Below are 13,600 nucleotides of genomic sequence, written 5' to 3' on the forward strand. Positions count from 1 at the left end.
AGCCGTCAGACACCCAGATAGCGGTGCAGAATTTCATCATTCGAGGCAAGGTCCGCTGAGCTGCCGGTCCAGGCGACGACACCTTTTTCAATCACGACGTGACGGTCGGCAATCCGTGTCAGGTCCCGGACGTTCTTGTCGATGACAAGGATCGACTGTCCCTCGGCTTTCAGACGTTCCAGACAGGACCAGATGATCTGGCGGATCAGCGGGGCCAGACCCTCGGTCGCTTCATCAAGGATGAGCAGATGAGGATTGGTCATCAGGGCCCGTCCGATGGCCAGCATTTGCTGTTCGCCGCCGGAGAGCAGATTACCCATGGAACCCGCCCGCGCCCGCAGTTCGGGGAACATTTCGAACACCCGTTCGATGGTCCAGCTGTCTTTTCTGCCGGACCGGTTGGCGGCGGTTGCGATCAGGTTTTCGCTGACCGTCAGGTTGGGGAATATCTGGCGGCCTTCCGGCACCAGCCCGAGCCCGGCCTTGGCGATGCGAAAGGAGGGTTGCCCGGCAATCGGCTGACCATTGAATTCAATATGACCGCGTGTCGGCACGATGCCCATGATGGAGTTGACGGTCGTCGTCTTCCCCATGCCGTTGCGGCCGAGCAGGGTGACGACTTCGCCTTCGCCAACTTCCAGTGACATGCCGAACAGGACCTGACTGGAGCCATAGAATGTTTCGATATTTTCGACTTTCAGCATGTCAGGCTGCCTCGTCACCAAGATAGGCACGCTTTACCGCGTCATCGTTGCGGACCTCTTCGGGCGAGCCGGACGCGATGATCTGGCCATAGACCAGGACGGAAATCCGGTCTGCCAGCGCGAAGACGACATCCATGTCATGCTCGATCAGCAGCATCGTCTTTTCGCCCTTCAGGCTTTGCAGCACCTGAACCATGCGTTGTGACTCTTCCGGCCCCATACCGGCCATTGGTTCATCAAGCAGCAGCATCTTCGGGCTGGTTGCCAGTGCCATGGCAATCTCAAGCTGTCGCTTTTCGCCATGCGACAGGTTGGAGACCAGATCCTGCCGGCGGTCGGTCAGGCCAACGCGGGCCAGTGCCTGTTCTGCCGGTCCGGTCAGTTCCGGATCCTGTCCGGCTGCTTTCCAGAACCGGAAGGAATGACCGCTGTGGGCCTGCACGGCGAGAGCGACATTCTGCAATACCGTCATCGACTGAAAGACGCTGGTAATCTGGAAAGACCGGGCCAGACCAAGATGCGACCGGCGATAGGCCGTGGACCGCGTGATGGTCCGTCCGTCGAAGATAATTCGCCCGGAATCCGGATATTGTTCGCCGGAAAGCTGGGAGATAAGGGTGGTTTTTCCAGCACCGTTCGGGCCGATAATCGCGTGGATTTCGTTTTCGGTGACATCCAGATTGACGTTATCGGTGGCGGTAACACCGCCAAAGCTTTTGCGGAGGTCCTCGATCCTGAGCAGGGCCATCAGCCTTCTCCCCCCGGACGCTTTGATCCCAGCAGGCCATCAATGCCGCCACGGACAAACAGGACGATGATAATCAGAATCGGACCGAAGACGATGTGCCAGTTTTCAAACATGGAAGACAGAGTTTCCTCGGCCAGCAGGTAGCCCAGGGCACCGAGGACCGGGCCAAAGATACTGCCGGCCCCTCCCAGTACGACCATGAAGATCAGTTCACCGGATCGCGCCCAGTCCATCATCTCCGGTGAGATGAAGCTGGTGAAATTGCCGAGCAGCGCCCCGGCATAGGTACACATCGCGCCGGAAATGACATAGCAGATGAGCCGGTAGCGATAGGTGTCGAAGCCGATTGCCTGCATCCGGCGTTCGTTGTCTTTCGCCCCGCGGATGACCATGCCGAAACGGGAGCCGACCAGCCGGCTGACGATAAACAGGGCGGCGACCAGGGAGATCAAAATCAGATAATAGAGATGAACATCGTCTTCCATGTCGAAAGACCAGAAACCCAGATCAAGCGGCAGTTCGCTGCGCAGGTTGATGACCAGTCCGTCATCCCCGCCATATTCGTCGAGCGAGACCAGGGCGAAATACACCATCTGCGAGAACGCCATGGTAATCATGATGAAATAGACGCCCTTCGTACGCAGGCTGATGGCACCGGTGATCAGCGCAAACAGGGCTCCCACGCCAATGGCGAGCGGGATATGTACGGAGGCGTCGTAGATGTCGTAATAGGCCGGGATGCCGACACAATAGGCACCAAGCCCGAGATAGGCCGCATGGCCGAAGCTGATCATGCCGCCATAGCCAAGCACAAGATTAAGACTGATCGCGGCAATGGCGAAGATCAGCGCACGGCTCAGCAGGTCGAGATAAAACGGCTCGTCAATGGCGGTGAAGATAGCTGGTGCAAAGGCCAGAACGAGAAGGCTGACAGCGGTGACCCATTCACGCAGTCGCCAGGAAACAGGTGACAACATTCTCAGCGCCCCTTCGGCGGGAAAAGACCCTGAGGCCGGAAGGCCAGGATCGCCGCCATCAGGATATAGATCAGCATGGCCGACAATGCCGGGGCCGCTGTTTCGGCGGCCTCTGTCGACATGGCGACGGTCAGCAGGTCATCGAGGAATGAACGGCCGAGGGTGTCGATCAGGCCAACAATCAGGGCGGCGATGAACGCGCCTTTGATCGAGCCGATCCCGCCGATGATGATAACGACAAAGGCCACGATGATGATCTGATTGCCCATTCCGATACTGGCCTCGGTGATCGGGGCAATCATCATGCCGGCCAGCCCGGCCAGTGCCGCACCACCGGCGAAGACCAGGGTGAACAGGGTTTTGACATCAATTCCAAGCGCCCCGACCATCGTCCGGTTTGAGGCACCGGCGCGGATCAGCATGCCGATGCGGGTGCGGGTGACGACAAGATAGAGGCCAAGGGCAACCAGCAGACCGGTTGCTATGATAAGAATGCGGAAAGACGGGAAGACAAAAGTGCCGATCTCAACCTGACCTTCGAGCCAGTCGGGCAGGGGCACGGTCATGCCGGAGGTGCCCCAGAACAGATGGACAAGGCCGTCGAAGAACAGGATCAGGCCGAAGGTCGCCAGCACCTGATCAAGATGGTCGCGGGAGTAAAGCGTCCGCACAGCGATCATCTCGACGACAATTCCCAGCAGAATGACGGCGGGGATCGAGAGCAGGATCGCCAGCAGGAAAGAGCCGGTGAGTTGTGCCAGCGTCGCGCAGAAGAAGGCGCCCATCATATAGAGGGAGCCATGTGCGAGATTGACGAAATCCATGATTCCGAAAACCAGCGTCAGGCCGGCGGCGAGCAAAAACAACAGGATGCCGAGTTGCAGCCCGTTCAGTAACTGTATGAGGAGAAGTCCTGTATCCATGTCTGGTATTCTGGCTTGGTGATGAATACGGGATTGGCAGGTGCGGGGGCGCCAGAGCGCCCCCGACCGTCAGGCGTTCATCGCAGGAGCGATATCAGCTCTTGCAGAGAGTGGCGTATGAATCCTGATGATTTTCCAGAGCAATACCGGAAATCTTCGTTGTCCAGACACCATCGGCATCGGCCACGACATCACGGACGTAGAAGTTCTGGATCGGGAAGTGGTTCTTGCCGAAGTTGAACTTGCCACGAACTGACGGGAAGTCAGCCATTTCCATCCGGGCACGCATGCCGTCCATGTTTTTCAGGTCGCCTTTCACAGCTTCCACCGCGTCCTTGATCATGAAGATCGTGTCATAGGACTGCGCGGCATAGAAGGAGGGGTACTTGCCGTACTTCTTCTTGAAGCCATCGACGAACTTCTTGTTCTGAGCATTGTCCAGATCCGGTGACCAGAACTGGGTCATCTGCGAGCCGAGAACACCGTCCATATTGGCAGCCTGCAGTTTCGGCAGGGCCAGGGCATCGACGGTAAAGGTGGAGTAAAGCGGGATGCTGTCTTTCAGACCGGCCTGCTGATACTGGCGGATGAAAGCCGGACCGGCAGCGCCCGGATAGAAGATGAAGATGCCTTCTGCACCGGAAGCCTTGGCTTTCGCCAGTTCTGCAGAGAAGTCGAGCTGTGCGTCCTTACCCCATTTCGTGAGGTCCTTGCCGACAATCTCGCCCTTGAAGGTACGTTCCACGCCTGCCGTCATGTCTTTACCGGCTGCATAGTTCGGGGCCATCAGGTAGAGCTTCTTGACGCCCTTCTTGTTCAGCACTTCACCCATGGCCATCGGGGTCTGGTCATTCTGCCAGGAGGTCGAGAAGAAGTTCTTGTGGCAGAGCTTGCCAGCCATCTGGGACGGCCCGGCGTTCGAGCTGATCAGGAACTTGCCCGCGTCGAGGGCTGACTTCTGGGATGCCAGAAGGACATGCGACCAGATGAACCCGGCGACGAAATCAACATCGTCCTGTTTCACCAGCTTGTCGGTCTTCTGCTTGCCGACGTCCGGCTTGAAACCGTCATCTTCAAGAATCAGTTCAACCGGAAGCCCGGCCATCTTGCCGCCGATATCTTCCAGCGCGAGGTTTACGGCATCAACCATGTCCTGACCGATAACGCCGGCCGGGGTTGTCATTGTCGTTACAAATCCGATTTTGACCTTGTCGGCTGCAAATGCGGTGGTCGCGACCATCGACGCAGCAGCAGCCATCATGAGAAGCTTTTTCATAAGTGGGACTCCCTGTTTTCGCCCTGTCTGATGCGCCGCCAGCCTGCTTTTCTCGTTGCTTTTTTTTCAGCTATGCGCGGCGCTCTCTGGAAAGCCTACTCGCTTGCCCGCTCTATGCAAGCCTTAGCCAGTCAGCCTTAGAGAGATATTTTAAGCATGAAATACTTTTGGGTGCAATGGCTTTGCAAAAAAGAACAAAACAAGAACTTTTTTCGTTGCGACAATATCGCGATGCGCATAGTCTCGGCCTCTCGACAGGAGCAGGCATGATAGACCGGACAACATTTGGCGATGCCATCGTCACAGCGCGCAAGCGCAACGGCTTCAGTCAGCGTGAGCTGGCAAGCCAGGTGCTGCTTGAGGATGGCCGGGCGATCTCACCGCAATATCTGAATGATATCGAGCATGACCGGCGTTCCCCCCGTTCCGACCATCTGATCGAACAATTTGCTGAGATTCTGGGAGAAAGCGCAGACTATCTGCATTTTCTGTCCGGTTCTCTGCCGGCGGACATCCGTGACCATGCCGCCTCTGCCGAGGTTGTTGAACGATGCATGCGTGCTTTTCGCCGCAGCATGACCGGCATGGAGGGCGCTGACTGATGCCCTGGTATGCCCGTGACACGACCGGCAGGCTCCCGGCCCGTCCGGTCTTCGCCAAAGGTGAGATTGAGAAGCTCTGCACGGCGACTGTCCGGCAGTTTCTTGAAGACCTGTATGGCCGCGCCCGCTTCCCGCTGGAGACCGAGGATCTGAAGAAGCTGATCGAACGGGATACCAGCGATTTTGATGAATTCGCTGACCTGTCGGCGGAAGGAGAAGATGTCGAAGGTTTTACGGACTTTTTCCCGGACCGCCTGCCGGTGGTGCGTATCGACAGCAAACTGGCTGAAAACCCGCGCCGGGAACGCCGGTTGCGGATGACGCTGGCCCATGAATATGGCCATGTTCTGCTGCATGCCCCGCTCTGGCGAAAGGATGCTGGGCCGGTCATGCCGGAACAGCCTGCGCCCGTGAACGGCCTTGCCATGCCGCCTGAGCTGCCAGTGGATCACAAGCCGGCCCGCCACGATGTGGACTGGATGGAGTGGCAGGCCAATTACGCGGCCGGGGCCCTGCTGATGCCTTATCATGCCGTCGCGGATGTGCTGAGCGAGATCAATCACAGTGCGGACCAGACCGCAGAAGACCATGACCGCGTGCTGATCGCCGGTGTGACGGAGCATTTCATTGTCTCCTGGTCAGCGGCGACTGTCCGGCTGCGGCAACTTGGTGTTCTCCGGCGCCCACGCAGACTTTCCCGGCGCTGAGATCATGCGGATATATCTGTTGTCGTCAGCCCCTTCACCCAAAAGTACGCAGATCAGCGGATTTGCGTATCAGGAATGGAGTCTTCTCCGTCTTTCAGAAGGCCTGAATGCCGGGAACCTCCGGCGACTGGCTGTGTGTTTGGAAGGGGAGGGCGGATATGCCGATATCTGACACTCCCGTTCATGGCTGGGCACCTCTGGCATTGCCGGGGGTGATGTTGCGTACGCTGATGACCGAACGGGCGGTTCGCCGGGCTTTTGCCACTCGCCGGGCAACCCGCGTGTTTCCCGGCGGGGAGGGATGGGTATCGGGTGAGGTGATACTGCCCGGACGCAGTGCCTCACCGGCCTTTACCCGTGGTGGCCTGAAGGACCTGGCTTACGGGGCTGTGCAGGCAGGACGCCGGTGGTTTGCCCTTTCACCGGAACCGGTGTCGCTCATCGATATGACCGCCGGGCTGCATCTGTTTGACCGGACGGCTGGTTTGACCGTTGTCGGCTGCCGTCCGAACGGGCAGGGTATCTGGCTGCTGATCATGGAGGAGAAATACAGAGATGTCTGAAATCACGCGCTATGCCGGCCCCTATGCAGGGCGTTGCAAGGCTGTGGCAGCGAATGGTCTGGTCTGGGCCGTGGCCACCGGTGCCGGAGATACCGTTGCCGGGCAGACTCGCGCCACATTGAACAAACTGGCGGAAACACTGGCTGAAGCCGGCACTGATTTTCATCATCTGGTGGAGGCGGTGGTCTATCTGAAGGATATGTCGGCGAAAGCGGAGATGGATGCCGTCTGGTGTGAAATGCTGCCCGAAGATGGCTGGCCCTGCCGGGCCTGTGTCGGGACCGATCTGGCACCGGGTGATCTGGTGGAAATCAAACTGACGGCGTTACAGGGCACAGACTGAAGGTGATGATCCGGACATCGGGCCGACTGCTGACACAAGGTGACAGCAGCAGGGACTCGCAAACTCTGGTCTGCATACCTATAACCACGTCATGAACTCCGTCGACGCACCCATCTTCATTCCCGAAAGCCGCCCGCCGGTCGAAGGCAGCGCAAAATTCGAACTGGTTTCGGACTATACGCCGTCCGGTGATCAGCCGCAGGCGATTGCCGAACTGCTGGCCGGCATTGAGGGCAAGGAGCGCGATCAGGTTCTGCTCGGGGTGACCGGGTCGGGCAAGACCTACACCATGGCCAATGTGGTGGAAGCGATTCAACGGCCGGCATTGCTGCTGGCTCCGAACAAAACCCTGGCTGCCCAGCTTTACAGCGAGATGAAACAGTTCTTCCCGCATAATGCGGTGGAATATTTCGTCAGCTATTACGACTATTATCAGCCGGAAGCCTATGTTCCGCGCACCGATACCTATATCGAGAAAGACGCATCAATTAACGAGCAGATTGACCGGATGCGGCATTCCGCGACCCGCGCCCTGCTGGAACGCAATGATGTCATCATCGTCTCGTCGGTGTCCTGTATTTACGGTATCGGTTCGGTCGAAACCTATTCCCAGATGACCGTTCCGCTGAGTGTCGGTCAGTCAATCAACCGCTCTGATATCCTGAAGGAATTCGTGGCGCTGCAATACAAACGCAATGACGCGAATTTTCATCGGAACACATTTCGCGTCCGGGGGGATGTGATCGAGATTTTCCCGGCGCACCTTGAAGACCGGGCCTGGCGGATTGATCTGTTTGGCGACGAAATCGAGACGATTCAGGAATTCGACCCGCTGACCGGGGAAAGCGTCGCCGATCTGGAAAAGGTCGTGATCTATCCCGGCAGTCACTATGTGACGCCGCGCCCGACCATGAATCAGGCCGTCTCGCAGATTAAGGTCGAACTGAAGGAACGGCTGGCCGATCTTGAAGCCAATGGCCGCCTGCTGGAAGCGCAGCGTCTGGAACAGCGTACCCGGTTTGATATCGAGATGATGGAAGCAACCGGTTCCTGTGCCGGGATTGAGAATTATTCCCGCTATCTCACCGGCCGCCCGCCGGGGTCGCCGCCGCCGACATTATTTGAATATCTGCCCGATAATGCGCTGCTGATCGTTGATGAGAGCCATGTCACCGTGCCGCAGATCGGGGGTATGTATCGTGGTGATTATGCGCGCAAGACAACCCTGGCGGAACATGGCTTCCGTCTGCCCTCCTGCATGGATAACCGGCCCCTGAAATTCGAGGAATGGGAACGGATGCGGCCACAGTCGGTGTTTGTCTCGGCAACGCCCGGCAAGTGGGAAATCGAGCAGACCGGTGGTGTCTTCGTCGAACAGGTGATTCGCCCGACCGGTCTGATTGACCCGGTCTGCATCATTCGCCCCGTGGAAAAGCAGGTTGATGACCTGCTGGCAGAATGCCGGGACTGTGCGGCCAAGGGACAACGGGTTCTGGTGACGACCCTGACCAAGCGAATGGCCGAGGATCTGACCGAATATCTGCATGATAACGGTATCCGGGTCCGCTATCTGCATTCCGATATCGACACGCTCGAACGGATTGAGATCATCCGCGACCTGCGTCTCGGTGCGTTTGATGTCCTCGTCGGTATCAACCTGCTGCGCGAAGGTCTGGATATTCCGGAATGTGCGCTTGTTGCAATTCTGGATGCGGACAAGGAAGGCTTCCTGCGGTCACGCACCTCGCTGGTTCAGACAATTGGCCGGGCAGCCCGTAATCTGGATGGCCGTGTCATTCTGTATGCCGACAAGATGACGGACTCGCTGGATTATGCGATTGGTGAGACCAACCGGCGTCGTGAAAAACAACAGGCCTATAACGAGGCGAACGGTATCACGCCGGAGAGTGTGCGAACGGCCATTTCCGATGTTCTGAACAGTGTCGCAGAGAAAGACTATGTCACGGTCGGTACGGGGGCGTCGAAGCGCCAGCATGCGATCGGGGATAATCTGAAGACCGTTATCGCGGATATCGAAAAGGAGATGCGTGAAGCCGCCTCAAATCTGGAGTTCGAGGAAGCTGCCAGACTGCGCGATGAAATTCGCCGTCTGGAGGCCATGGAACTGGGGCTGGACCGGCCGGGAATCGCACCGGCACGGGCAAAGGAAACCGAGAAGGTTCGTAAACGTCGCGGCCCCTGATCCGGGGCAAGGTGGGTTGTGCTTTCCAAATCCCGGCAGGTCGGTCGTAATGTATTTTCAACCATACCGGTGAATGATGTCCGAGACGATCACAGCGACCCTTCCCATCGACCAGATCACTGAACATGACAGACGCAATGCGCTGGCCTGGCCGGCAGAGGTCACCGAGCAGCATTTCGGCTGGCTGTTTCGCTATAACCATGGCGTAACGCGGCGCGCCAATTCGGTGCTGCCATTGCGGGCGGAAGGTAATCTGTCGCTCGATGTCCGGGTGCTTTCCGCGACCCATTTCTATCGCAAACACAACCTGCCCTGCTGTTTTACGATCACCGCGGCAAGTGCACCCTCCGGCCTTGATGCCGCGCTGGAAGACCGGGGATTTACAGCTGAAGGCAGCTCCGAGGTACGGACAGCAGATCTGGCAGCGGTTGCCGGCATCAGTGGGTCGGAGGCCGATGTGTCTCTGGCCTCAAAGGACACCGAACAGTGGCGGACGGCCTATCTGGAAGGTGAGGACCATGCGAAGCGAAACCGCTATATCGAAATCATGCGGCGGATTTCCGTGGCACGTCGTTTCGCGGTGGCCATGAAGGACGGGCAGCCGGTCGCGGCTGGAGTGGGTGTTCTGCAGAATGGCTGGCTGACGATTCAGGGTATGCAGACCGTACCGGATCACCGGCGGGCGGGTCATGCAGCGGCAATTCTGCGAGGGCTGGCAGACTGGGCAAGGGGGGCCGGGGCAACAAAGGCCATCCTTCAGGTCGAGTCCGACAACGAACCGGCGTCGCGTCTTTATGAGCGTGCGGGTTTTGTGCCTGCCTATGGTTACCATTACCGCGTGGCGCCTTCATGAAACTTACGGACAATCTCCGGGGCGCGCTCTGGATCTGTCTGGCGTCGGCTGGTGCTGCGGGCATGAGTATGGGCATCAAAGCAGTGGCCCAGACCGGCATTGATTCCTGGCAGATTACCTTTGTGCGCTCGCTGGGCAGTCTTTGTATCGTTATTCCCTTCATCCTGCGGGAAGGTGTCGGCCATTTGTGGACGCCCAAATGGCACTGGCATGTGCTGCGGGGAGTGTTGACGGCGATTGCCATGTTGTCCGGCTATCACGCCATTACGCAGTTGCCGCTGGCGACAGTTACCGTGCTGTTTTTCTCCACACCCTTGTTCGTTACCGGGCTGGCAGCGGTGCTGTTGCGTGAAGATGTCGGCTGGCGGCGCTGGGGGGCGACGCTGGTTGGTTTTTGCGGAACCATCATTGTTGTCCGGCCCTCGCTGGAGGGCGTTGACCCGGCAATGCTGTTCGCCCTGCTGGCTGCGATCTGTTTCGCTTTCGGTCTGATCATCACCAAAGTGCTGGCCCGCACCGAATCGCCTGCGACCATGATGATGTATGTAACGGGTGTATCGTCGGTCTGCACATTGCCGGCAGGTGTTTCCGTATGGATATGGCCGGATCTGCCGCAATGTTTCATGCTGCTGGCGGTGATTCTGTGCGGGACGACCCGTTCCTATGCGGACATCAAGGGATTTGCCGCGGGGCAGGCCAGCGTCGTGGCTCCCTTTACCTATCTCCGGGTTTTGTTTGCAGCGGTCGGTGGCTTCCTGCTGTTTGCCGAGGTGCCGGATATCTACACCTATATCGGAGCCTCCGTAATTATCGCCTCTACCCTTTATATCGCTCAGCGTGAAGCGCGGCTTGGCAAGAAAATCACGGGCGGCGGCCCCTGAGCCGGCGGTTCAGCTGTCGCGTCTGTCGATTTCGTCCAGCACGGCACCTACCAGCCGAAGCCCGGAATCCAGTGTTTCGGGAATGGCGTCGGTGATGCCTGCCTTGCGCAGTTCGGAAACCGTTATCTCGTTGCCGCCGCGGGCGAAGACGGGCAAGTCCGGAAAATGTTCGCGGACAGCCCGCAGCACCCTGATTGCGACCTGCGGGGTACGTGTTGAGATCACCACGGCATGTGCGGTTCCGGCCTGAGCGGCTTCGAGTACGGAACCGATGGTTGCGTCACCATAGAAGACCGGCTCACCATGACTGCGGGCTTCCTTGATGACACGGGGGCTCATATCCAGCACAAGATAGGGCAATTCACGGGCTTTCAGCAGCCGGGCAACAATGCCGCCGACTTCACCATAGCCAACGATGATCGTATGATTGGCAACACCATCAGCCTCAGCGGCGAGTTCTTCACTGTCGCTGGTGCCCTTGCTTTCCATCTGCTCCAGCCAGCGGAGCCCCTGTGACAGGATCAGCGGTGTCAGAGCCATCGAGATCGCCACAGCGACCACAAGGCTGAGCGAGGCTTCCCGGGTCAGAATGCCGTTGTCTGCGGCCAGGGCAAACAACACAAAACCGAACTCACCACCCTGACAAAGATGCGCACCGAGGCGAATCGCCCGCCACTTTTCAATGCCAAACAGCCGTCCCAACCCAAAGATCAAAGCGCCCTTGCCAGCCATGATAGCAATGACCAGCCCAACGATGACCAGGATATGATCAAGGGCGAACAGCATGTCGATGGACATGCCGACGGTCATGAAAAACAGACCGAGCAGAATACCCCGGAAAGGTTCGATGTCAGCGGCGACCTGATGGCGGTATTCAGTTTCGGCCAGCAACATGCCGGCCAGAAAAGCACCGAAAGCCAGCGAAAGGCCGGCCTGTTCCGTGAAGTAACTGGTGCCAAGCGCGACCAGCAGCACACTGGCGACGAACAGTTCGGGAGAGCGCGCACCGGCAACGATGCGCAGCAGGGGGCTGAGGAGTAGCCGGCCGATGATCATGATGATACCGATTGCGATCATGCCTTTGACGGCGGCCAGTCCCAGTTCTGCTGCAAGGTTAGCGTCCAGTGACTGCGAGACGCTGTTGCCGGTAACCTCGATGACAACCAGCAGCGGGCTGACGGCAAGGTCCTGCAACAGCAGGATGGCGATAGCGACGCGACCAAGGGCGCTGCGCGTCTGCTGGCGGGACCGCAGGGTTTCAATGACAATGGCGGTCGAGGAAAGGGCCAGCGCGCCACCGATGACAACAGCCGCAACGATATTGAAGTCAAGCAGCCAGGCAACCAGCCCGATGGCGCTCATGGTGACAAGAATTTGCAGGCTCCCCAGCCCATAGGTCGCCAGTCCGATTCGTTTCAGACGTTCAATCGGAAGCTCCAGGCCGATGACGAACAGCAGAAAGACGATGCCAAGCTCGCCGATGGCCTTGATGGCCTCAACATCGGAAACCAGTGTCAGACCGAACGGACCGACCACAAGCCCGGCGAACAGATAGCCGAGCACAGAGCCAACCCGCAGTTTCTGGCAAATCGGAACGGCAATTACGGCCGCGCCGATCAAAATGACTATTTCCTGAATAAACCCTGTCTCGTGCATGCTCTTCCCGATCAACCCTCCCGCTTCATCGTACAATCGATCAATCGGACCACAAGGTCTTGTGGTTACGACTGGCATTTCCGATATAGTTCAGACTTGCAGGTTGCGATGAAACCTACGATTAACACTACTGAGTTAAGATAATATTTGGATGCCCCTTTATCCGGGGAAGCATTCATAACCCGGGGGATGGAACTATTCTGATAGCAGCCTTGCAGACGATTGGCGGGCTCGTCCTGTTGCTGGGCGGAGCTGAGATACTCGTTCGTGGCGCAGTTGGTCTGGCTGAACGTGTTGGCGTTTCAAAGATGGTCATCGGTATGACCATTGTTGCCTTCGGTACGTCGGCGCCGGAGCTGGTTGTTTCACTGGATGCGGCGTTGACCGGTGTTCCCGGACTTGCGGTTGGTAATATCGTCGGCTCCAACATAGCGAATATTCTGCTGATCATTGGCGCGACGGCGATGATCCTGCCTTTTGCCACAAAGTCGGACGGTTCTGCTTCTGACAGCATGGTGATGATTGTCGGTACGCTGTCCTTCGTCGGGCTTTGTTATTTCGGCATGCTGGGAAAAATGGCCGGGATCATTCTGGTCGTGCTGTTTGTGGCTTTCCTTGTTTATTCCTGGTGGCGGGAACGGTCATCTGACTCCACCCTCGCGGATGATGTGGATGCTGTACCGCACAGTATTCCGCTGGCGATTGCCATGCTGTTCGGCGGTATTGCCGGTGTGGTCTTTGGTGCCGACATTCTGGTTGAGGGGGCTGTTTTTGTTGCCCGCGCCGTCGGCGTCAGCGAGGCTGCCATTGGCCTGACGCTTGTCGCGTTCGGTACATCTGTACCGGAACTGGCGACTTCTGTGGTCGCCGCGCTGCGTCGCCATGCCGATGTGGCGCTGGGTAATATTGTCGGCTCCAATATGTTCAACATGCTGGGGATCGGTGGTGTGGTGTCGCTGGTGACAGACCTGCCGGTTGATCAGTCCTTCATGACCTTCGATCTGCCGGTTGTGCTGCTTGCGACCCTGATGCTGATCGTCATGATGTGGGCCGGACGGACAATCGGTCGTGTGGTCGGTGTCGGATTTCTGGGCTTCTATACCTATTATATCCTTGCGCAGTTCTACGCGATCAAACCGGTTCTCTAGACTTTCTTTTCGACGT

At 58.0% G+C, this 13,600-nt stretch carries 14 protein-coding genes; 8 read left to right on the forward strand and 6 right to left on the reverse strand.

Features of this window, described 5'->3' with window-relative positions; all coding sequences use genetic code 11:
- Positions 1–5: 5 nt before the first annotated feature.
- From GH722_10700 to GH722_10720, 5 genes are all read right to left on the reverse strand, one after another.
- The gene (locus GH722_10700) at positions 6–704 is read right to left on the reverse strand and encodes an ATP-binding cassette domain-containing protein (GenBank protein ID MRG72242.1); all 699 of its coding nucleotides are present in this window, start codon (positions 702–704) and stop codon (positions 6–8) included.
- Position 705: 1 nt separating this feature from the next.
- Positions 706–1,452, reverse strand: a complete 747-nt coding sequence (locus tag GH722_10705; protein MRG72243.1) for an ATP-binding cassette domain-containing protein — start codon at positions 1,450–1,452, stop codon at positions 706–708.
- The gene (locus GH722_10710; GenBank protein ID MRG72244.1) at positions 1,452–2,429 is read right to left on the reverse strand and encodes a branched-chain amino acid ABC transporter permease; all 978 of its coding nucleotides are present in this window, start codon (positions 2,427–2,429) and stop codon (positions 1,452–1,454) included. The genes GH722_10705 and GH722_10710 overlap by 1 nt, the downstream gene beginning before the upstream one ends.
- Positions 2,430–2,431: 2 nt before the next feature.
- On the reverse strand, positions 2,432–3,352 hold the full coding sequence (locus GH722_10715) for a branched-chain amino acid ABC transporter permease (protein MRG72245.1): 921 nt from the start codon (positions 3,350–3,352) through the stop codon (positions 2,432–2,434).
- Positions 3,353–3,446: 94 nt separating this feature from the next.
- Positions 3,447–4,628, reverse strand: a complete 1,182-nt coding sequence (locus GH722_10720; protein ID MRG72246.1) for an ABC transporter substrate-binding protein — start codon at positions 4,626–4,628, stop codon at positions 3,447–3,449.
- Positions 4,629–4,894: 266 nt separating this feature from the next.
- Here GH722_10720 and GH722_10725 point away from each other — a divergent pair, with 266 nt between their 5' ends.
- The 7 genes from GH722_10725 (at position 4,895) to GH722_10755 (ending at position 10,780) form a co-directional block, all read left to right on the forward strand.
- Positions 4,895–5,230 (forward strand): helix-turn-helix domain-containing protein, encoded by a 336-nt coding sequence (locus tag GH722_10725; GenBank protein MRG72247.1) that lies wholly within the window; start codon positions 4,895–4,897, stop codon positions 5,228–5,230.
- Positions 5,230–5,937, forward strand: a complete 708-nt coding sequence (locus GH722_10730) for an ImmA/IrrE family metallo-endopeptidase (protein ID MRG72248.1) — start codon at positions 5,230–5,232, stop codon at positions 5,935–5,937. Before GH722_10725 ends, GH722_10730 begins: the two co-directional genes overlap by 1 nt.
- Before the next feature lie 158 nt (positions 5,938–6,095).
- Entirely contained in the window at positions 6,096–6,500 is a 405-nt protein-coding gene (locus GH722_10735) for a hypothetical protein (protein MRG72249.1), read from the forward strand.
- Positions 6,493–6,843 carry a RidA family protein gene (locus tag GH722_10740; GenBank protein MRG72250.1) on the forward strand — a complete coding sequence of 117 codons (351 nt, stop codon included), beginning with the start codon at positions 6,493–6,495 and terminating at the stop codon, positions 6,841–6,843. Before GH722_10735 ends, GH722_10740 begins: the two co-directional genes overlap by 8 nt.
- Before the next feature lie 91 nt (positions 6,844–6,934).
- A complete protein-coding gene (gene uvrB / locus GH722_10745; GenBank protein ID MRG72251.1) occupies positions 6,935–9,046 on the forward strand; it encodes an excinuclease ABC subunit UvrB in 2,112 nt (703 codons plus the stop codon).
- A gap of 73 nt (positions 9,047–9,119) precedes the next feature.
- Positions 9,120–9,899, forward strand: a complete 780-nt coding sequence (locus tag GH722_10750; protein ID MRG72252.1) for a GNAT family N-acetyltransferase — start codon at positions 9,120–9,122, stop codon at positions 9,897–9,899.
- Positions 9,896–10,780, forward strand: a complete 885-nt coding sequence (locus GH722_10755; protein MRG72253.1) for an EamA family transporter — start codon at positions 9,896–9,898, stop codon at positions 10,778–10,780. Before GH722_10750 ends, GH722_10755 begins: the two co-directional genes overlap by 4 nt.
- Positions 10,781–10,789: 9 nt before the next feature.
- On the opposite strand, the gene GH722_10760 is transcribed toward GH722_10755, so the two are convergent.
- Positions 10,790–12,514: a potassium transporter KefB gene (locus GH722_10760; GenBank protein MRG72254.1), complete on the reverse strand. Its 1,725-nt coding sequence runs from the start codon at positions 12,512–12,514 to the stop codon at positions 10,790–10,792.
- Between the two features lie 125 nt (positions 12,515–12,639).
- Here GH722_10760 and GH722_10765 point away from each other — a divergent pair, with 125 nt between their 5' ends.
- Entirely contained in the window at positions 12,640–13,584 is a 945-nt protein-coding gene (locus GH722_10765) for a calcium/sodium antiporter (protein ID MRG72255.1), read from the forward strand.
- Positions 13,585–13,600 lie beyond the last annotated feature (16 nt).

This window comes from Alphaproteobacteria bacterium HT1-32 (assembly GCA_009649675.1).
Classification (GTDB): domain Bacteria; phylum Pseudomonadota; class Alphaproteobacteria; order Rhodospirillales; family HT1-32; genus HT1-32.

Bases quoted from the DNA above. Each gene is read 5' to 3' on its own strand.
- GH722_10700 (MRG72242.1), bottom strand. From the start codon at position 704: ATGCTGAAAGTCGAAAATATCGAAACATTCTATGGCTCCAGTCAGGTC.
- GH722_10705 (MRG72243.1), bottom strand. From the start codon at position 1,452: ATGGCCCTGCTCAGGATCGAGGACCTCCGCAAAAGCTTTGGCGGTGTT.
- GH722_10710 (MRG72244.1), bottom strand. From the start codon at position 2,429: ATGTTGTCACCTGTTTCCTGGCGACTGCGTGAATGGGTCACCGCTGTC.
- GH722_10715 (MRG72245.1), bottom strand. From the start codon at position 3,352: ATGGATACAGGACTTCTCCTCATACAGTTACTGAACGGGCTGCAACTC.
- GH722_10720 (MRG72246.1), bottom strand. From the start codon at position 4,628: ATGAAAAAGCTTCTCATGATGGCTGCTGCTGCGTCGATGGTCGCGACC.
- GH722_10725 (MRG72247.1), top strand. From the start codon at position 4,895: ATGATAGACCGGACAACATTTGGCGATGCCATCGTCACAGCGCGCAAG.
- GH722_10730 (MRG72248.1), top strand. From the start codon at position 5,230: ATGCCCTGGTATGCCCGTGACACGACCGGCAGGCTCCCGGCCCGTCCG.
- GH722_10735 (MRG72249.1), top strand. From the start codon at position 6,096: ATGCCGATATCTGACACTCCCGTTCATGGCTGGGCACCTCTGGCATTG.
- GH722_10740 (MRG72250.1), top strand. From the start codon at position 6,493: ATGTCTGAAATCACGCGCTATGCCGGCCCCTATGCAGGGCGTTGCAAG.
- uvrB (MRG72251.1), top strand. From the start codon at position 6,935: ATGAACTCCGTCGACGCACCCATCTTCATTCCCGAAAGCCGCCCGCCG.
- GH722_10750 (MRG72252.1), top strand. From the start codon at position 9,120: ATGATGTCCGAGACGATCACAGCGACCCTTCCCATCGACCAGATCACT.
- GH722_10755 (MRG72253.1), top strand. From the start codon at position 9,896: ATGAAACTTACGGACAATCTCCGGGGCGCGCTCTGGATCTGTCTGGCG.
- GH722_10760 (MRG72254.1), bottom strand. From the start codon at position 12,514: ATGCCAGTCGTAACCACAAGACCTTGTGGTCCGATTGATCGATTGTAC.